16 protein-coding genes are annotated in these 19,622 nt (G+C 54.9%); 6 read left to right on the top strand and 10 right to left on the bottom strand.

Annotated elements, in window-relative coordinates; genetic code table 11:
- Positions 1 to 12: 12 nt before the first annotated feature.
- Together M3A44_06070 and M3A44_06075 are read right to left on the bottom strand one after the other, a co-directional pair.
- Positions 13 to 360: a metalloregulator ArsR/SmtB family transcription factor gene (locus tag M3A44_06070; GenBank protein ID MEQ6341218.1), complete on the bottom strand. Its 348-nt coding sequence runs from the start codon at positions 358 to 360 to the stop codon at positions 13 to 15.
- A gap of 43 nt (positions 361 to 403) precedes the next feature.
- A complete protein-coding gene (locus tag M3A44_06075; protein MEQ6341219.1) occupies positions 404 to 2,338 on the bottom strand; it encodes a pyruvate kinase in 1,935 nt (644 codons plus the stop codon).
- A 171-nt stretch (positions 2,339 to 2,509) separates the two neighbouring features.
- Here M3A44_06075 and M3A44_06080 point away from each other — a divergent pair, with 171 nt between their 5' ends.
- Positions 2,510 to 5,188, top strand: a complete 2,679-nt coding sequence (locus M3A44_06080) for a cation-transporting P-type ATPase (GenBank protein MEQ6341220.1) — start codon at positions 2,510 to 2,512, stop codon at positions 5,186 to 5,188.
- A 38-nt stretch (positions 5,189 to 5,226) separates the two neighbouring features.
- Positions 5,227 to 6,429, top strand: a complete 1,203-nt coding sequence (locus M3A44_06085; GenBank protein ID MEQ6341221.1) for a patatin-like phospholipase family protein — start codon at positions 5,227 to 5,229, stop codon at positions 6,427 to 6,429.
- On the opposite strand, the gene M3A44_06090 is transcribed toward M3A44_06085, so the two are convergent.
- Complete coding sequence (locus M3A44_06090) at positions 6,426 to 7,010, bottom strand: GspH/FimT family pseudopilin (GenBank protein ID MEQ6341222.1); 585 nt, start codon at positions 7,008 to 7,010, stop codon at positions 6,426 to 6,428. The two genes, M3A44_06085 and M3A44_06090, sit on opposite strands and share 4 nt — an antisense overlap.
- A gap of 211 nt (positions 7,011 to 7,221) precedes the next feature.
- Between M3A44_06090 and M3A44_06095 the strand changes: the two genes are divergently transcribed.
- Positions 7,222 to 7,563, top strand: a complete 342-nt coding sequence (locus tag M3A44_06095) for a hypothetical protein (GenBank protein ID MEQ6341223.1) — start codon at positions 7,222 to 7,224, stop codon at positions 7,561 to 7,563.
- 327 nt (positions 7,564 to 7,890) lie between these two features.
- On the opposite strand, the gene cysG is transcribed toward M3A44_06095, so the two are convergent.
- From cysG to M3A44_06125, 6 genes are all read right to left on the bottom strand, one after another.
- Positions 7,891 to 9,303 carry a siroheme synthase CysG gene (cysG, locus tag M3A44_06100; protein MEQ6341224.1) on the bottom strand — a complete coding sequence of 471 codons (1,413 nt, stop codon included), beginning with the start codon at positions 9,301 to 9,303 and terminating at the stop codon, positions 7,891 to 7,893.
- A gap of 102 nt (positions 9,304 to 9,405) precedes the next feature.
- Positions 9,406 to 10,761: a serine--tRNA ligase gene (serS, locus tag M3A44_06105; protein ID MEQ6341225.1), complete on the bottom strand. Its 1,356-nt coding sequence runs from the start codon at positions 10,759 to 10,761 to the stop codon at positions 9,406 to 9,408.
- The gene (locus M3A44_06110) at positions 10,761 to 11,072 is read right to left on the bottom strand and encodes a DUF190 domain-containing protein (protein MEQ6341226.1); all 312 of its coding nucleotides are present in this window, start codon (positions 11,070 to 11,072) and stop codon (positions 10,761 to 10,763) included. The genes serS and M3A44_06110 overlap by 1 nt, the downstream gene beginning before the upstream one ends.
- The gene (gene crcB / locus M3A44_06115; protein MEQ6341227.1) at positions 11,069 to 11,443 is read right to left on the bottom strand and encodes a fluoride efflux transporter CrcB; all 375 of its coding nucleotides are present in this window, start codon (positions 11,441 to 11,443) and stop codon (positions 11,069 to 11,071) included. The genes M3A44_06110 and crcB overlap by 4 nt, the downstream gene beginning before the upstream one ends.
- Before the next feature lie 44 nt (positions 11,444 to 11,487).
- Positions 11,488 to 11,994 (bottom strand): hypothetical protein, encoded by a 507-nt coding sequence (locus M3A44_06120; GenBank protein ID MEQ6341228.1) that lies wholly within the window; start codon positions 11,992 to 11,994, stop codon positions 11,488 to 11,490.
- 37 nt (positions 11,995 to 12,031) lie between these two features.
- Complete coding sequence (locus tag M3A44_06125; protein ID MEQ6341229.1) at positions 12,032 to 13,306, bottom strand: replication-associated recombination protein A; 1,275 nt, start codon at positions 13,304 to 13,306, stop codon at positions 12,032 to 12,034.
- A gap of 324 nt (positions 13,307 to 13,630) precedes the next feature.
- Here M3A44_06125 and M3A44_06130 point away from each other — a divergent pair, with 324 nt between their 5' ends.
- The gene (locus tag M3A44_06130; protein MEQ6341230.1) at positions 13,631 to 13,942 is read left to right on the top strand and encodes a hypothetical protein; all 312 of its coding nucleotides are present in this window, start codon (positions 13,631 to 13,633) and stop codon (positions 13,940 to 13,942) included.
- 405 nt (positions 13,943 to 14,347) lie between these two features.
- Positions 14,348 to 16,321 carry a bifunctional aldolase/short-chain dehydrogenase gene (locus tag M3A44_06135; protein ID MEQ6341231.1) on the top strand — a complete coding sequence of 658 codons (1,974 nt, stop codon included), beginning with the start codon at positions 14,348 to 14,350 and terminating at the stop codon, positions 16,319 to 16,321.
- A gap of 1,528 nt (positions 16,322 to 17,849) precedes the next feature.
- Here the strand turns inward: M3A44_06135 and M3A44_06140 are convergent.
- Positions 17,850 to 18,317, bottom strand: a complete 468-nt coding sequence (locus M3A44_06140) for a hypothetical protein (protein MEQ6341232.1) — start codon at positions 18,315 to 18,317, stop codon at positions 17,850 to 17,852.
- Positions 18,318 to 18,339: 22 nt separating this feature from the next.
- On the opposite strand from M3A44_06140, the gene M3A44_06145 reads away from it, so the two are divergent.
- The gene (locus M3A44_06145; GenBank protein MEQ6341233.1) at positions 18,340 to 18,996 is read left to right on the top strand and encodes a hypothetical protein; all 657 of its coding nucleotides are present in this window, start codon (positions 18,340 to 18,342) and stop codon (positions 18,994 to 18,996) included.
- Positions 18,997 to 19,622: the final 626 nt, after the last annotated feature.

Below are 19,622 nucleotides of genomic sequence, written 5' to 3' on the forward strand. Positions count from 1 at the left end.
TTATATCGAATATTATGTGCAACATTTCGATGGGCGGTTTTCCATCAATCCCAGGCGTTTTTCATCCTGGTGATAGATATTTCCATGCTCAATGCCTTGCGCCATCATTTCCAATATCTTGATGGCCCACAACGGCAATTGCGGATGCAGGCGGTAAAATACCCAGGTCCCTTCCTTGCGCGTCGCCAATATTAATGCTTCACGGATGACGGCGAGGTGGCGCGATATCTTGGGTTGCGGCAGGTCGAGCGCAAAAAACAATTCACATACACACAGCTCATCCTGTTTCATAATCAATAAAAGCAGGCGGCGGCGGGTTTCATCCGACAGGGCTTCAAAAAAAAGCTGTTCATTAAGCATTGTCATAATATATTCGATATATCGAATATATTGCAAGTTCGCCTTATTGGCCCTGCTCTTTTCCTATTTGCGACCACCAGTGTAGTTTTCGTAACAGGGTTGTCTTCTTGTCTTGATGGGCCTGCATGCGGGTGAGAATGTCGTCAAGCGCACGTATTGCCTCCAGGATGTGGGATCCCTTGTTGAGCATGACGCATTCCGCTCGAACGCCTTGCGCCGCATCCGTTATCTCTGCGCGTGAAGGCAAGCCGGTTTTTGCCAGGTTTTCGAGCACCTGGGTTGCCCAGATCACGGGTATATGTGCCGCCTCACATAACCAAAGCATCTCTTCTTGCACTTCCGCCAGCCGTTCATAGCCGTATTCGACAGCCAGATCGCCGCGTGCAATCATGATTCCAGCGCTGCTTGCACGCATCGCCGCGAGCAGAATTTCCGGCAGCTGCTGGAAGCCACGGGAGGTTTCAATTTTCAAGATGATCCCCATTCGGGGTACATCGAGTTTTTGTAGCCATTCTTGCAGGTCAACTACATCGGAGGCCTGCTGCGTGAACGATAATCCCACCAGATCCGCGTGTCTCACGACGAACCGCAAGTCTTCGACATCTGCGGCGGAGAGTGCCGGTAGCTTCAATTTGCTGTCAGGAAAATTAATGCCTTTTCCAGCACGCAATTTATCGCCGTTTTCCCGGGCGTGGGTGATGGTGACTTCTATCTGCTCTGCGGTGACTGATTTGATCACGCCCCCGATCTTTCCATCGTCAAACCAGATTCGTTCGCCCTGCCGTACATCAGAGAATATTTCTGGCAGCGTGCAGGGAATCATGGCCGGTTTTATCAACCTATCTTTGTCGTCATGCTGGGCAGGGCGTCCAGGGGTTGAGGATTTTGTCAGGGTAAGCTGGTCATCTTTTATTAGGGTGATGTAGGCGTCTGTGTGGGGCAATTCCCCAACAATACACTTGGCGGATAGACGGGATTTATGACCTTTTTCCGCCAGGCGCCGGAGAGTAAGCGTGGTCCCGGCTAGAACGTAGGCAGTTTTTTCGCATTCTGCGCAGCAGGAGTCCGTTCCGTTCTTGATGATATTGAGCAGCCTCTTTTTGCCGCGCGCGTCAGTGAATTCTACGATATCCCCTTCCTGAAGGTGTTCCAGCCAATCCTGGGGGACGGGTAACATTGCATCAGCCCAAGTAAATTGGCTATGTGTTGCCTCCGAGTCCGAGGGGATCAGGCCGATGCGTACTGGGCTCGTTACGCGGCCCAGACTGTCGCGCGGGGGATGCCATTTTATGAATTGGGGACCAGCCTCGATCGCTCCGGTGCGTAGCTTAGGGCCGGCAAGGTCCATCAGGATATGGCATTGTTTTCCCGATTCACGTTCGGCTTTGCGTATTTTTGAGATCATCCGTTTCCATGTGATCGCATCGTCATGTGCGCAATTGATGCGTGCGCAGTCCACGCCGTTTTTCAGCCATCCCAGTACCATCGAGTAGTCGTCTGCGGCGTCGCTTGGCAGGGTGACCATGATGCGCACCTTCCTACTCTTCGGGGGTGCGCCAAGCAGTGTGTCGGTGTGTGTATTTAACAAAAGCTCACCAATAGCAGGGCCGCCGGGCTGACATTCGTCAAAATCCAGGGGTGAGGTGGGGTCCAGCAATCGGCGAAGCACCGTGAGGAGGGTGTCGATGGCGGCCATCGCGTGCGATTCGGCACGCCCCAGCGACGATAGGCCGAAGCGCGCCAGCTTCTTTTGCAGGTCGCGGATATCATGGCGGCGCAGCGCAAGATAATGTACGAGATTTCGTGCGCTCGCGACGTGATCGGGGTGAATGTCACGTGGCTCCGCAAAGAAGGCAGATTCCAATCTGGTCATGTCTTCGCGCAGAGTACTTAACTCGTCGATCAGCGCTTTTAGCTTCCCGCGCGTTTTGTCAGGTCGATTGTGATGCGGAGGTTTTGCCTTGTCTGCACGGGTCATTGCGATATTACCTGCGGTTATTATGCGTTCCAACCACTCTTATTATCACGCGATTGTTACTTCGATGTGAATTTGTCTGATTATGAAATGCGATTGCTTCGATAGGTGGTAATTTATGTCTGTTTAGTGATATTAAATGGGTTCTCGGCTTGGTACGAGTTGCATTGATTAATGAAAATTCACCACCTCACTGTTGACGAAGCACTCCATAGTCTGCGCAGTGGTCCGGAGGGGCTGGCTGAAAGCGAGGTGCGGCGTAGGCTGGCGGAGTTTGGTCCTAACCGCGTGGAGCAGCTACGGCGCGAATCGCTGGTGTTGCGCTTTCTGAAGGGATTTGTCCATTTTTTTGCCCTGATCCTGTGGGTGGCGGCGGGTCTGGCCTTTGTTGCGGAATTCAGCGAACCTGGGAAGGGCATGGGTATGCTGGGTTTCGCCATTCTGGGTGTGATCCTGCTCAATGGCCTGTTCTCCTTCTGGCAGGAATACCGGGCGGAGAAGGCCATAGCTGCGCTGGAAAGGCTGCTGCCCCATCAGGTGAAGGTGCTGCGGGAGGGCAAGGTACGGGTGATTCCTGCGCAAGACGTGGTGCCGGGTGATGTGATCCTGCTGGAGGAGGGGGACGATATCCCCGCCGACTGCCGCCTGATCGAGGCATTTGGGGTGCGGGTGAACAATGCCACTGTTACCGGCGAGTCACTGCCCCAGGCCAGGGATGTGAATCCTAGCAGCGAAGAAGAGTTGATCCGCGGCAAGAATATTCTGCTTGCAGGTACATCGCTGGTTTCCGGCGAGGCCCGCGCCCTGGTCTTCGCCACCGCCATGCACACCGAATTTGGCAAGATCGCTCATCTGACCCAGACCACGGGCGAGATGTTGTCCCCTCTGCAAAAGGAAATCATCCAGCTCAGCCGGCTGGTGGCGCTGTTGGCGTCGGGGCTGGGGGTGGTGTTCTTCTTCATCGGCCAGGCGTTGGGACTGTCTTTCTGGGAAAATTTTATCTTCGCCATCGGCATCATAGTGGCGAATGTCCCCGAGGGACTGCTGCCCACCGTTACCCTGGCCCTGGCGATGGGCTCACAGCGCATGGCCAAACGTAATGTCCTTATCCGGCACCTGCCTGCGGTCGAGACGCTGGGTTCGGCGACGGTGATCTGCACCGACAAGACAGGCACGCTCACCCAGAACCGCATGACGGTGAAGCGGCTCTTCTTGTCTGGCCAGTTTTATGACAATGCTGCGATGGAGCGGCTGTCTGACCTGAAAGAGACCCACCGCCCCTTTTTCGAGGGGGCGTTGCTGTGCCATAACCTGAAAGAGACCGGAAAGGCGGGAGGCGAAGAGTGGCTGGGTGACCCCATGGAGGTGGCCTTGGTGCAGATGGCAAAACAAGTTATGCCGGAAGGGCTGGTCGTCCCGCGCATTGATGAGATCCCCTTTGACGCGGGGCGCAAGCGCATGTCCACGCTTCATCGGGGTTCCGATGGCTTGATCCTCTATACCAAAGGGGCGCTGGAGATGGTGCTGCCGTTATGCCGGCAGGTACAGATCGGGGAGACCGCCCAGCCGCTTACCGCCGAAGTGAGCGCGCAATTTTTGCAAGCCCAGGAGGCCATGGCGGAGCAGGGGCTGCGGGTGCTGGCCTTCGCTCACCGGCCTGTCTGCGAAGGGTATGACAAAGATCATCTGGAGCAGAATCTGATCCTGGCAGGGCTGGTGGGGCTGGAAGACCCGCCCCGGCCCGAGGTGCCCGCCGCCATACAGAAGTGCAAGGAGGCGGGCATCAAAGTAATTATGGTCACCGGCGATCACCCCCATACTGCCAGCGCTATTGCCCGGGAGATCGGCCTGGTCCAGTCGAACAGCCCTGTCGTCATTACCGGCGATCACCTGCGGCGGCTATCCAATACCCAGCTCCAGCTGGCGTTAGACGCCCCAGAGATCATCTTCGCTCGCGTTGCCGCCGACCAGAAGATGCGCATTGTCAGTGCCTTGAAGCGCAAAAACGAGATCGTGGCGGTGACGGGCGACGGGGTGAACGACGCCCCGGCGTTGAAAAAGGCCGACATCGGCATCGCCATGGGGATAGCCGGCACTGATGTCGCACGGGAAGCCGCCGACATGGTGCTGATGGATGATAACTTCGCCAGCATCGTCGCCGCTATCGAGGAGGGACGGGCTGTGTTTGATAACATCCGAAAATTTCTCACTTATATTCTGACCTCCAATATTCCGGAACTCATTCCCTATCTGGCATTTGTCCTATTCAAGATCCCGCTGCCTCTGACCATCATCCAGATCCTTGCCGTGGACCTGGGCACGGACATGCTGCCCGCGCTGGGGCTGGGCACGGAAAAACCTGATCCCCGCATCATGCAGCGCCCGCCGCGCCCGCGCGGGGAACGCCTGTTAAGCGGCTCGCTGATGTTGCGTGCCTACCTGTTTTTGGGGGGCATGGAGGCGGTAGCGGCGATGGCCGCATTTTTCTATGTCCTGCACGGCGCGGGATGGCAGTACGGACAGATGTTGCCGCACGATGATCCTCTCTATCTCCAGGCCACCACGGCATGTCTGAGTGCGATTATCGTCATGCAGGTGGTTAATGTCTTTCTGTGCAGGAGCGACAGGGACTCAGTGATTTCCCGTGGGTTTTTCAGCAACAAACTGATGTTGTTGGGCATTGCTGCGGAGATCACATTGATTCTCTTTATTGACTATAGCCCGTGGGGCAACTTGCTGTTCGGCACTGCACCCATTTCCGCTGAGGTGTGGCTGTTTGTCCTCCCGTTTGCGCTGGGTATGCTGATACTGGAGGAGCTGCGCAAGTGGGCGGTGAGGAAGTTTTTGAAATAAACCATGGAAAAAACCCTTCGTCATCCGATATATAAGATATGGCTAATGCACCAGTAAAGTCCTCATCTCCTACCACGCCGAAAGTGGCTCTGATCATGTCCGGCGGCGGTGCGCGCGCGGCTTATCAGGTGGGGGTGCTCAAGGCGATTGCCGAGTTATTGCCCGATGATGCCAAAAATCCCTTTCCTATCATTTGCGGCACCTCGGCGGGCGCAATTAATGGCGCGGCGCTGGCCATTTATGCGACGCACTTTCAGGAAGGTGTTCGGCGGCTGACGATGATCTGGCATAACTTTCAAGTGCATCATGTATACCGTGCCGATGCCCTGGGTATCATGGCGAGTGGCGGTCATTGGTTGGCGGCCTTGTTGTCCGGTGGGTTGGGCAAGCGTAATCCACGTTCTCTGCTTGATCGCGCACCCTTGACGCATCTACTGAACCGCTATCTGCCCTGTGAAAAAATTCAGGAATCTATAGATGCCGGTGCGCTTCATGCCTTCAGCGTGGCTGCGTCTGGATATACATCTGGGCAATCCGTAAATTTTTTCCAGGGTGCTGCGTCATTGATTCCTTGGCAACGGGCGCGGCGCGTGGGATGTGCGGCTGAGATTACTGTTGAGCATTTGATGGCATCCTCGGCGATACCCTTCATTTTTTCAGCAGTGAAGATCAATAGGGAGTATTTCGGTGATGGCTCAATGCGCCAAGTCGCCCCCCTCAGTCCGGCATTGCACCTTGGGGCGGATCGTGTGCTGGTGATCGGTGTGCGTCAGGAGTCCGAAGAGCAGCCGCCGCGTGTTAAGTCGCGTGATTATCCTTCACTGGCACAGATAGCAGGCCATGTCTTGAACAGCATCTTTCTTGACAGTCTGGAGGTTGATATGGAGCGCCTGCAGCGTGTCAATCAAACGCTCAAGGTTATTCCGGCAGAGTATTTGAGCGAGGGTGGTGTCTCATTGCGTCCCGTTGAGGTTATGGCCGTCTCGCCCAGTGAGGATCTGGCGAAGATTGCCGAACGCCACGCGCACCGCCTGCCGCGCCCGGTACGCTACCTGTTGCGCGGTATTGGCGCCTTTAATCGTAATGGTTCCAATCTTGTTAGCTATTTGTTGTTCGATAAAAGTTATTGCCGTGAATTAATTGCGCTTGGTTATGACGACGCCATGAAAAACAAGGAACACCTACTGGATTTTTTGAATGTAGAACCGCACTCGTGCCCTTTAGGGCAAAAGCAGGCCTAAATGCAGGTTAAGGGCTTGCCATCACTTTTATTGTGCGCAATGCGCGGACGACCTGAGTTGGATAACACAATCGCGCGGGCTTTCAATGGACCGCGCGCATCGCAAAAAGTAAACGTGTCGTTCGTGCCGCCCGAACTGCCCTGCGGCTGAAAAACAACAGGCTGGTGGCTCCCCGATTTTATCGTGAAACTATCATTCACGGCGCTTTGCAGGCGCAATACCATCTCCTTGTTCCCGTGTTTCCTGTCTGAGTTGTCATCGACGAAGACGATCCATCCTTCATGCCAGGCGGAGTGCTTGGCGCAATTCTGTTGATCGGCGCTGGGACAGAGCACCACCCGCGCTCCTCGGTGAATCGCCTCGCTACGCGCCAGGTTGAGATGCGCCATTAAATCATTCACCCGCGCCACCATACGATTGTCCATGAGCAGGTTTTGCAGCGAAGGCGCGGCGGAGATGGCGATAATCCCGGTAATGGCGAGAGTGGTCAGCAACTCAATCAATGTGAAGGCGGATTGCCCTGATTTACGGGTTGTTGCTGCGTAATGGGGGGATAAAATCAGGTGTTTATTGTTGTGCATACGAGGCTCAGCCAGAAAGTGGTTTATTTGTTGCCCCTTCCCTGGCGGAATTTTCAGGATAATTATGACAAAGCAGCCCCACGAAAGGCAAGTATCAGCGCCTTGTTTGATTTATATCAAACAAACTGTTTAATCAGCTTTCTTCTGAATCAATTTTGTGATTATAGTGAACCTGCGCGGAAAACAAGGGAATTGTTCAAGGGGGAAATCAATGCCGAATGAGATCGATCCGATAGTAGGAAACTGGTACCGGCATTTGGATAAAGGTCAAGAATTCCAAGTGATTGTTGTGGGCGAGATTGACCGTGTTGTCGATATTCAGCATTTCGATGGAGACGTAGAGGCGCTGGATTTGGACACGTGGTATGACATGGATGTGGAATTGATCGAGGCCCCAGAAGATTGGACCGGACCCGTGGATGATGTTGAGCGGGATGATTTGGGGTATGAGGAAACAGATATGGAAACCAAAGAATGGTCAGAGTCCCTGGAGGAGGTGCGAAGTACCGGGGAAGAACGGCAAGGCCAAGGATCGATAGAAGAGGAGGGTTAACATGAATTCTTTATCACAACAACAGCTTGCGGACTTCCGGGCGCGTTGTCGCTATTGGAGCTGCTGCGGGCGGCGCTATGGGGAGATCTAGCCGCTGGGATCGAAAACGAATATCTGTGATCTCTCCCACTTTTTGCCCCAAGGGCAGGCATTGCCACCTCATTGTCACCTTCACGGTGATTACGGTGGCCTCGTGCTCGCTACGATCCCTAAGTCCGACAGGCTGCTAGGTTTAATTAGGGTGTTATTGAAATTCGCTTTTCTCGCAACACTCCGAAAAGGTTGGATAATTTCCAGCGCGTAGTTGGGGTGGGAACGGAACCCGGGTTACATCGCTTTTCGCTCAGACTTGCTGGTTTCAAACCACGCTAATTTATCCCGCAACATCACAACCTCTCCCACGATCAGCAAGGTGGGCGCATGCACCTCAGTCGTGGCGACTATGCCTGGCAGAGTTTCCAGTGTGCCGATGATGACACGCTGGCGAGGAGTGGTGCCTTGTTGTATCAGGGCGATGGGTCTGTCTGCGGGCATGCCGTGATTGATTAATTCCCTGCATAAAATATCCAGGCCTGCCAGCCCCATGTAGATCACGACGGTCTGTTGGGGTTGCACCAGATTCGCCCAGTTGAGGTCCATCGAACCATTCTTGAGGTGTCCAGTGACGAACACCACGGATTGCGCGTAATCGCGGTGGGTGAGGGGAATGCCGGCGTAGCTGGCGCAGCCGGAGGCGGCGGTGATGCCGGGGACGATCTGGAATTGGATGCCTTCTTCGGCGAGGGTTTCAATCTCTTCGCCACCGCGCCCGAAGATGAAGGGGTCGCCGCCTTTCAAACGCAGCACGCGCTTGCCTTCTTTGGCGAGACGGACTAATTCCTGATTGATTTCTTCTTGTCGCAGGGTGTGATAGGCGCGTTTTTTTCCGACGTAGATACGTTCGGCTTCGCGCCGAACCAGGTCTAATATTTCCGGTGTCACCAGACGGTCGTAGAGTACGACATCGGCCTGCTGCATCAGGCGCAGGGCGCGGAAGGTAAGCAGGTCGGGATCGCCGGGGCCGGCACCGACCAGATAGACTTCACCGCATTCCAGGGAGTCTGTGTTTGATGCGTCTTCCAATGCCGTCTGGATGGCGGCGGCGGCCTCATCGTCACGGCCGTTGTATACCATTTCGGCAACCGGGCCTTGGAAAATCTTTTCCCAAAAACGGCGGCGTTGTGTGGTGTTTTCAAAGCGCTGTTTTACTGGGTCGCGGAAACGTGCCGCCAGTTCGGCCAGTCGCCCGTACGATGCCGGTATCAGCGTCTCCAGCCGTGCGCGCAACAGCCGCGCCAGCACGGGGGACGCGCCGCCGGTGGAGATTGCGGCGATGACCGGCGAGCGGTCGATGATGGAGGGGAGGATGAAGCTGCATAGCTCCGGTTGATCGACCACATTGACGGGAATGCCGCGCTGTTTGGCTGATTCGGAAATCAGTTGATTGACAGCGATGTCATCCGTTGCTGCGATAGCCAGTGCCGTACCGGCCAAATCAGATTCTTGAAAATGGGCGGCGCGGTGCTGGATTTTCCCCGCAACGCGCAACTCGGTCAGCGCATCATTCAACAGCGGCGATACCACGGTTACCCGCGCTCCGGCGCGCAGCAGCAGGCCAACCTTGCGCATGGCTATTTCGCCACCGCCAGCTACCAGGCATGGCTGATTTTTTATATTGAGAAATACCGGCAGAAAATCCACGCTAAAGAACCTTAATGATTGCCAATGCACAAGGGTAGGGTGCGTCTCACGCACCGTATGAAAATGAAAGGTGCGCATGGCGCACCCTACAGGGTTTTCGAGTTATCCAATCATCGTCACATCACCCATGTAAGGCTGTAGCGCATCAGGAATGCGGATGCGCCCATCCTTGTCCTGATAGTTCTCCATGATGGCTACCAGCGTGCGGCCCACCGCCAGTCCCGAACCGTTGAGTGTATGCACCAGTTCGGGTTTGCCGGTAGCGGGGTTGCGCCAGCGGGCCTGGAGGCGGCGCGCCTGGAAGTCTCCGAAGTTGCTGCACGAGGAAATCTCGCGGTATTTGCCCTGGCCGGGCAACCAGACTTCCAGGTCATACGTTTTGGTGGAGGCAAAGCCCATGTCGCCTGTGCATAGCACCATGACGCGGTAGGGCAGGCCGAGTTTTTGCAGTACCGTTTCGGCGTGAGTGGTGAGCTGTTCATGCGCCGCGCAGGAGTCTTCGGGGCGCACGATCTGCACCAATTCCACCTTTTCGAATTGATGCTGGCGGATCATGCCGCGCGTGTCCTTGCCGTAGGAGCCGGCCTCGCTGCGGAAACAGGGCGTGTGACACACGTACTTGCGAGGCATGTAGTCTGCCTCGATGATGACATCGCGCACAATGTTGGTGACAGGCACTTCAGCGGTGGGGATGAGGTACCAGTTTTCCTCTTTCGGTGTAAACGACCCCCTTTGATAAATTTTTCCCTCCAATGCTCGTTGGGCCGCCCCCTCTTGCATTTCGAATTTTGTCCTCGGGATTTTGAACAAGTCTTCCTCGAACTTGGGCAATTGCCCAGTGCCGCGCAGGCTGTCGGCGTTGACCAGATAGGGTACATAGGTTTCCGTATAGCCGTGTTGCTGGGTGTGCAGGTCGAGCATGAACTGAATCAGGGCGCGGTGCAGGCGCGCCAGGGGACCATACATCACCGAAAAGCGGGCACCGGTGATCTTGGCTGCGGTTTCAAAATCCAGCAGGCCGTTTGCAGCGCCCAGATCGACGTGGTCTTTTGGTTCGAAATCAAAGTGTGATGGGGTGCCCCAGCGGCGTACTTCCACATTCTCGTTTTCGTCGCGGCCGTTGGGCACGCTGGCGTGGGGAATATTCGGAATGCCTAGTAAAATCGCATTGAATTCTTGCTGAACCTGTTCAAGCTGCGCTTCGGCTTCTTTGAGCCTGTCCCCCAGATCTGCCACTGCGGCTAGCAGCGGCGCGGTATCCTCGCCCGTTGCCTTGGCCTTGCCTATGGCCTTGGCGCTGGTGTTGCGTTCGTTTTGCAGGTTTTGCGTGAGCACCTGCAATTCCTTGCGCTTGCTCTCCAGGGTGGCAATTTTTTGGGTATCCAGCGCCATACCGCGCCGTGCCAGTTGGCGAGCGGTTTCTTCCAGTTCGCTGCGCAATAATTTTGGGTCCAGCATTATTCTTCCTTTACGCTCAATTTTGCGGGCCAGCTCACAACGTGGCCCGGCTTGATAACATCATTCAAGTAGTCCAGTATCTCCGCAGCCTTTTCAGGCTCCTCGAAAAATTCGACGACCAGCGGTAAATTCAGCGACATATCCACCAAGGCAGATGTGTATGTCCCCGACTCTCCGTAACCGGCGATGCCGCGAAATACGGTTACGCCACGGACCTTGCCCCAGTCGTGCAAGCGCTTGAGCAGGGTGTTCAAGTGGCTTTCATGTTCCATGAGGTATACGCGAACCATGACGACTTCGATAGTTTTCATACCTGCCTCCCGATAATGATGCCCAGCCATGTGACGGTGATGCACACGCCGACACTTAGCAGAATATTCAGCAGCGCTTTTACTGTTTCACCTGCCTCAAGCAAATTAACTGTTTCAATGGAAAAGCTGGAGAAGGTGGTGAAGCCACCGAGCAATCCCACCAGCAATGCTGCACGCCATTCCCCGCTCATATTGAATCTGTCAATCAACAGGACGTAAAGCAGCCCCATGATGAAGGACCCCACCACATTGACTGCCAGCGTTCCATACGGAAAGGCGCGCCCAAGGATGCCATGCACGCCGGTGGACATCAAAAAGCGCAGCACGGAACCCACGGCACCGCCTGCGGCGATCAGGAAAATCTGGTTCAAATTTTCTGTTTTTTTATACGGTGTAACTGATTGAGTACAATTTGCTATTTTTTGTCCTCAAGCTGTATCGCCTGAGCACGAAAGTTGATGGTGTAATAACTGCTAATGGATGTTGTCTGTTGATTCGGGCGTAGCCGTAGTGCTTGCAGTTGGGCTTCTGTGACGGGCGCGCCGGTGAAGACTGTGCCGCCCCAGCCCGATGAGGAGATTAGGGTATCTCCCGCCAACACTTCGCGTGTGATGTCAATGACACCATCGGCGCCGGCGCTGGCAGCCTGTTTTTTTAATTCTTCCAGGGCCGCGGCTTCGGCCTGTGCAATACCGTAATTGCCGGACACGGGAACGCTTGAGCTGATCAATGCAATCCTCTTGTAGGATTGCGTGGGTGGTGTAATGAATATCTGGACTGTTTCGACGGGTGCCGGGGTGGCGGGCTTGGCTCCCGCTAACATGACGACGCCACCACTGGTTCTGAAGGCGGAGGCGCAGCCGCCTAACGCGAGTGTCAATATCATGCCCAGGGCAATATGTTTGAGTTGTAGCTGTTTCATTTCATTGATCCTCTGAAGGGTGCCTGGATTCGAAATCCTACTTTCCGCTGTCTTTATCCAGCTTCCTCAAGTGAGACAGTTTTTCCGCGATTTTGATCTCCAGGCCGCGTGCCACGGGATGATAATATCTTTTTTCGCCCATTTCCTCAGGAAAGTATTTCTCGCCCGCCGCGTAACCTTGCCCCTCGTCATGCGCGTAGCGGTAGCCGCCACCATAGCCCATACCTTTCATAAGCCGGGTCGGGGCGTTTCGCAGGTGTAACGGTACCTCTAGTGTGCCAAGTTTACGTGCATCATCCATTGCGGCGTTGAATGCCTTATACACGGCGTTGCTTTTGGGCGCACAGGCCAGATAAACCACCGCCTGACCCAGCGCCAGCTCGCCTTCGGGGCTGCCGAGCCGTTCCTGTACGTCCCAGGCATTCAGTGCCAGTTGCAGGGCGCGCGGGTCGGCATTGCCGATGTCCTCGCTGGCGATGCGCGCGATGCGCCGCGCCAGATACAGCGGATCGCAGCCGCCATCGAGCATCCGCGCCAGCCAGTACAGCGCCGCATCAGGTGCGGAGCCGCGCACTGATTTGTGCAGGGCCGATATCTGATCATAAAAATATTCGCCGCCTTTATCAAACCGGCGCACGCCGCCCGATAACACTTCGTCGAGCAGCTCTTCCGTCACCACCTCGCGCCCATTTTGTGGCTGGGCGAGGTCTGTCACCATTTCCAGAAAATTCAGGGCGCGGCGCGCATCACCATCGGCCGTCTCCGCCATCCGGTTGCGCAGATCACCGGGGATGTCGAGTGGACGGGCGCCCAAGCCACGCTCCATGTCTGCCAAGGCACGGTCAATGATATGGCGGATATCCACGGGTTGCAGGCTTTTGAGCACATAGACACGCGCACGCGACAGCAATGCGTTATTGAGTTCGAACGAGGGATTTTCGGTGGTGGCACCGATGAAGATGAACGTGCCGTCCTCAACGTAGGGGAGAAACGCGTCCTGCTGCGCCTTGTTGAAGCGATGCACTTCGTCCACGAACAACACCGTGCCTTGATCGTGCTCGGCGCGCGCCTGCTGCGCCTTGTCCACGGCGGCACGGATCTCCTTCACTCCCGCCAGTACGGCGGAGACACTGATAAATTGGGCCTGGGCGTGCTGTGCGATGAGCCGCGCCAGTGTGGTCTTACCGGTGCCCGGCGGACCCCAAAACACCATGGAATGGAGCCGGTCAGTTTCAATCGCCAGCCGTAGCGGCTTGCCCGGCCCGAGCAGGTGCGTCTGGCCGGAAAAGTCCTCCAGCCGCGTGGGCCGCATGCGGTCGGCAAGGGGCTGGCCGGAAAAGAGGGATGGAGGATTGCGAATTTCGGTTTTCACGGTTGGGTTGCTGGCAGGTTCCTATGGTGCAACTGAAAAACGCAGGGTTTGCCGGTGGCTTTATAAGAGTCTGCCTAAGAGTCTACGGGCGCGGTCATCTGGAATATGTGGAGAAGGTTAAACCAGAATCCGTTCCCATGCAACGGCCTGTCTGTCTTAACGGGTGTCTAAAGCCCGGCCTTTCCGGGACGCTAAACAAACTATCTGGCTTGCCCGTTGGCCCACCAGAATTTAAGCGTAAAACCAGTTTCAAGGAGAAAAACAATGAAATACACCTCTTGGAGCGCATTGGCGCTCGTTATGGTATTTAACAGTCCGCTTAGTCTTGCTGATGAGCAGATATCAATGCTCACGTCGTTCCCGGCACACATTGCTGCGAACCCGCTTTCTAAAACGTCTCCAGATGTAAAAACCGCCTTGATAAAAGAGGAGGATGTTCTGGAGATAAATCCGATAGCCAATCTTCTATCTATTCCTGGCGCATTCTATGCTCAGCCCGGAAAAAAAACGGACGTGGTGTTTTACTGCAATGGACACAACTGTTTGTATACCACCGCTGAATTAATTCGCCGTTAAACCTAAAAACGGCAGTTGACCGCTTCCCTGTACGGCTAGCAATATGTTTTTGAGGCTTTGTCATACCCTGCGGGTTCACCTGTTTGGTGAGGTCCGCTACGGGGTAGATTGCACGATTTTCAGTGCGCATGGCAGCGTTGCAACTCCTTGGAATGGCATTGCCACCTTCACGGTGGAACAACCATTCCGCGTCGTTGCGCCTCATTGTGCCCTTCACGGGTATGCCCTGCACCCCGAAAACCGCACACTCCTCCCCGTCCAACTGCCGTTTCTAGGTTAAAGGAGAGTTTCCATGGGCATGCTATAGAATGGGCTATTTCTCTTCGCGGACATGACGACGGTAAGGGTGAGTTTCACGTACAATAACGCCTTACCAGAATATATGTAGAGAGTATAGGGGACGTAATGAACAGTCTGTGGAATGACCAGGAAGCCAGCGAGTATGTTGGAGATCTCGGCCTGCGCGTATATACCTCGCGTCTGTTGGGGCGCGATACCACGCTGGTGCTGCACGGCGGCGGCAATACTTCGGTGAAGATCACTGAAAAAAATATCCTCGGTGAAGATGAAACCCTGCTTTATGTGAAGGGCAGCGGCTGGGATCTGGAGACTATCGAGGCTGCCGGTTTTTCACCGGTGCGTTTGGATCATATGCTGGCATTGGCCAAACTCGATACGCTCTCTGATCCGCAGATGGTGAACGAGTTGGTGACGCACATGACGCGCGCTTCCGCGCCCACGCCGTCGGTCGAGACTATCCTGCACGCCACCTTGCCGTATAAGTACGTCGACCATACCCATGCCGACGCCATTGTGACCTTGACTAACACGGTGGCTGGTCTGAATCGCGTCAAAAGGATCTATGGCAATTCAGTTGTGATCGTTCCCTATATCATGCCCGGCTTCGATCTTGCCCGCTTGTGCGCGCAGGCATTCGCCGAGCAGGCTCATAAAGATACCTTGGGCATGATTCTCATGAATCACGGGATATTTACCTTCGGGTCGACTGCGAAGATTGCCTATGAACGCATGATTAGCCTTGTGACGCGTGCCGAGCAGTATCTGGTGCGGCGTCGCGCCTGGAATCTGCCAGCGCCTATCGTTGGAATCTCCAACAAACCGCAACGTCTGGAGATTGCGAACTTGCGCCGCGATATTTCTGCCGTGGCAGGATTTCCTGTGATACTTGCCACCGATTCGGATCCACGCAGCCTGGCCTTTGCGCGCCGCGACGATGTTGCGGTGATCTCACAGCAAGGTCCGGCCACGCCGGATCACGTGATCCGCACCAAGCGCCTGCCCTGTTTGGGGCGGGATGTCGATGCCTACGCCGCCGCCTATAAGGCTTATTTTGACGAATACGCGCCGACCGCGAAAGAACCCAAGACCATGCTTGATCCCGCGCCCAGGGTCATACTCGATCCCGAGCTGGGACTGTGCGCAGTGGGGCGCACCGCCAAGGATGCCGCCATCGTCAAGGACATCTACCAGCACACCATTGAGGTCATTCTGCGCGCAACGGCATTGGGTGGTTGGCAAGCGCTGCCCGCCAAGGACATCTTCGACATGGAATACTGGGATCTTGAGCAGGCCAAGCTGCGCAAGAGCGGCAAGCCACCGCTGTTTACCGGCGAGATTGCGCTGGTCACCGGCGCGGCGTCCGGTATTGGCAAGGCCTGTGTGGATGCCCTGCTGGCACGCGGCGCGGCGGTGATTGGGATGGATGTCAATCCGGCCATCACGCAGCTATATAAGTGTCCCGACTTTCTCGGCATGGTCTGCGATGTCACCGATGAGGCAGAGATTGCCAGCGCCCTGGAAACCGGTGTTCGTGCCTTTGGCGGCCTGGATATGCTGATTCTCAACGCCGGCATCTTCCCGCCGGGACGCAGAATTGATGCTTTACCTACGGAGGAATGGCGCAAAGTAATGAGCATCAACCTGGATGCCAACCTGGTACTGATGCGCGAAACCCATCCACTGCTCAAGCATGCGCCCAAAGGGGGGAGGGTGGTGATTATCGGTTCGAAAAACGTCCCCGCGCCTGGCCCCGGCGCCGCTGCCTATTCCGCCTCGAAGGCGGCCTTGAATCAGCTTGCGCGGGTTGCTGCCCTGGAATGGGGTAAAGACGGTATTCGCATCAACTCCCTGCATCCCAATGCCGTATTCGACACTGGTATCTGGACCGTCGAAGTGTTGCAAGCCCGCGCCAGGCACTACGGCTTGAGTGTTGAAGAATATAAACGCAACAACGTGCTGGGCGTAGAAGTCACCAGCCGCGACGTCGCCGAACTCGCCGCCGAAATGTGCGGGCCGTTGTTCGCCAAGACCACGGCCGCGCAGGTGCCGGTGGATGGGGGGAGTGAACGGGTGATTTGATGCGGTTGTAACAACGTTCTGCATTGCCCCCTGCTGATATTTGACTTTGATACAGCATGGCGATGGGTAAGTAGATGAGAAATAGCGATATAGAATATAAAAGACGCCCTTGACTCTCTTGCTACGTCGCCTGGGGGTCCGCAATGAATAGTTCCCATGCCCAATCATCACAGCATATGCTTGAAGTGGATGTCATCCGGTAACTATGGCAAATTTCCTGTCGGATAATTTTACACCGCCCAAACCTGCGCCTGCCGCTGTCGGCCCAGCTTCCTCGCGCATATTGAAAGATTCAATAAGTCAATAACATAGTAGTGGTATCAACCACTCTATTTACTGTCAACGCTGTGGCAATCACCCTCGAAACTAATCAAAAATGATATCGTCCGGCAACCATAGAATATTTTCTGTCGGATAATTTTACATCACCTACATCTGCGCCCTGCCGCTGTCTGACCCGCCTTCTTGCGCATACAGGATAACTCTATAAATCAACAGCATAAAAGTTTAATCAACTACTCTTGTCACTATCGACGCCACGGTGACCACCCTCGAAATTAATTAATAATTGATCAAAATCCATCATATTTTGTCGAAAAAAATTACACTCGTCATCTCCTGTTAACGCGCCATGATATTACATAACATTTTGTTTTATAACAAATTATATCTTATTCGGCGAGGATTGGCGCGAGTGATGCATCATTAAAAACGAGAGCCGTTATTGTGTATTTTACGGATAGCCTTAGGGAAGGTGACTGGCTTTTATAGTGAGGAATAGAGGGAAGAAAGATGGCTTTGTCACAGCATCAACCATTCATCCTGCAGTATTGTCGTGTGTCTTGGGCACGTCTAGCAGTCACGCTGATTAACCCCTCCTGTTGTGGCTTTACTCTCATCGGCTGTCTCGACTTGCCCCACTTTCTTGATGTTAAGGGGAGCGTCCCCTTTTTTTCCTTATCAGTTAACAAGGAGGAGTCAAAATGAATCGAATATTTCGTATAGCTGCAATGGCGGCGAGTGTGATCTTCATTACGCTCTCAATTGACACCGCCTATGCGGGGGCGATTTACACCACCGACAAGACGGGTACCATCGTCAACGCGAACACCAACTATGGTCTTGCCACGGACGTCTACCTTAGCGGCGGCTCTCAGAACCAAAGTGCCTCGGGTCTGAGCGACGGCACGTATTATTTCCAGGTCACCGATCCCAGCGGGAAAACATTGCTTTCCACGGATGCGGCTGTGTGCCGCCAGCTGACAGTGGCGGGCGGACGGGTCGTCGGGGCGGCGGGACCCTGCCCTCATCCTAATGGGACATTCAATCCCGCGAATGGGGCGACGCCGGTCCAGCTTGCGCCATTCGCGCAAACGCCAAATCATGGAACCGTGAACAAGGCATGGTTGGTCCCCACCAGCAGTGCTACGATATCGAGCTCCGACCCCAAGGTACTCGTCTTCAAGCAGTCGGACTCCAAGACGGATAATTTCAAGGTCCCTTCGGGCGTGGTTCAACAGGGTTCCTGTCAACCGTCTAGCTCGCTGTCCGCAATGGTCAGCGGGACAAACGTCGTCTCGTACGTTCCCAAGGGGGCTTGGTCAGGAGGATCCTCTGGGATTTCCGTGGTCAATATAGAGGGCAGCAGCGTCACGCCTACTCTCATCCCGACGTCTAACGTCGTGAACTCCTGTGCCTCGAACCCGGTGACGGGCACGACGGCGTGCACCGCGAACAACACAGATGTGTATCTGCTGTCCGGTACGACGCTGGGTAGCACGCTTACGAGCAGCGGGACCGGTACTATCGGTTTCTCAGGCGGTAGTTGCACCAATTGCGGGATCGCGATGGACGCCACGCATAACAAGGCGGTGATTGGGCTCAGCCTCGGTGGCATAGGCGGGTTCCAGTTTCTAAACCTCGCCACATCCACGTTCGAGCCGGCATTCGCATCCATGGCGCCCGGGACAACTAGGATTTCGGAAGATCCGCTCATCGATCCGGTCCGGAATCTCTTATTGTCCGCCGCTGAGAGCAACAATTACGAGATCGTCAACGTGGCGACGAGTACGACCCCCACGTTCTTCGAAAACCCCATCGCAGGCACGGGTGGTGGAGTGCTTGATTCCTCAGGCGAAGACTGCAGCACAGGTATCGCTCTGGCGCCTGCCGAATTTTCCGGACCATCCAATGTGTACATTGCCGATTTGACTCAGGCCACGTTCACGCCTGGGTCACCCGGCACGTGGACTGCACCTTCGCAGGTACAGACCCTGTCGGAGTCGACCCTGTCGGCGGGGGCAAGCGGCCTCGCTGTGGCGCAGGGTACGCATACTGGTATCGTGTCGGGGGAATTCGGCGGTGATGCCATCACGGCGATTGCGCTTCCCACGACATCCGGTAGTGGAACGCCCGCGATCACAGACTGGGTGACGTGCAGCATTGGGAGCGGCTTCTCGTTAGGCCTTGATCCACACACCGTGACTGCATATCAGAGTCCGAACGGTGGTGATGCGATCGCATTGCTGGCGAATTCGCCGCCAGCATCTACGCTCGCCGTAGTGGATCTCACCAAGATGTTGAATGCCACGATCGTGCCGCGCACCGTAGGTGGGCACGCCTGCTTATCGGGCACGCTCCCGGCGACGGTGGTTAGCTTCATTCCCGTACCATAACGATATAGGAGTTATGCACGTAGGGGTGGACGAGGATGGCCTCATTCACCCCTACGCCATTGCTATGGACCATAACCCATAGTTCCAAGCCTGTAGGCTGAATGAAGCGAAGCCCAACCCAACAATTCAGGAACCCGAGTTCAGGCCGCTTGCAATTCCCCTGTATATTCCGGTAGGTTTGCGAGAGCCGAGCAGGGTATGCTCGAAGTGGATGTTTTTCGGCGACCATGGAAAATTTTCTGTCGAATAATTTTACACTACTAAAATCTGTGCCAAGTTGCCGTCGGCCCCGCTTTCTCGTGAATGTTAAAATATTCTACAAATCAGAAACATATCAGTTAAATAAAGCATTCTAGCCACCCTCGAAATTAATCAAAAATGATGTAATCCGGTAATCATGGTAAATTTCTGTCGAATAATTTTACAGTGCCCAAACCTGTGCCCTGCCGCTCTTGGCACCGCCTCCTTGCGCACATTGAATGATCCCGTAAATCAATAGCATAGTAGTTTAATCAACTACTCTTGTCACTATCGACGCCGCAGTAACCACCCTCGAAACTAATTAAAAATTGATCAAAACTCTCCAGAGTTTGTCGAGAAACTTTACACTCGTTATCTCACGGTGG

The sequence above is a fragment of the Gammaproteobacteria bacterium genome, assembly GCA_040183005.1.
Lineage (GTDB): Bacteria > Pseudomonadota > Gammaproteobacteria.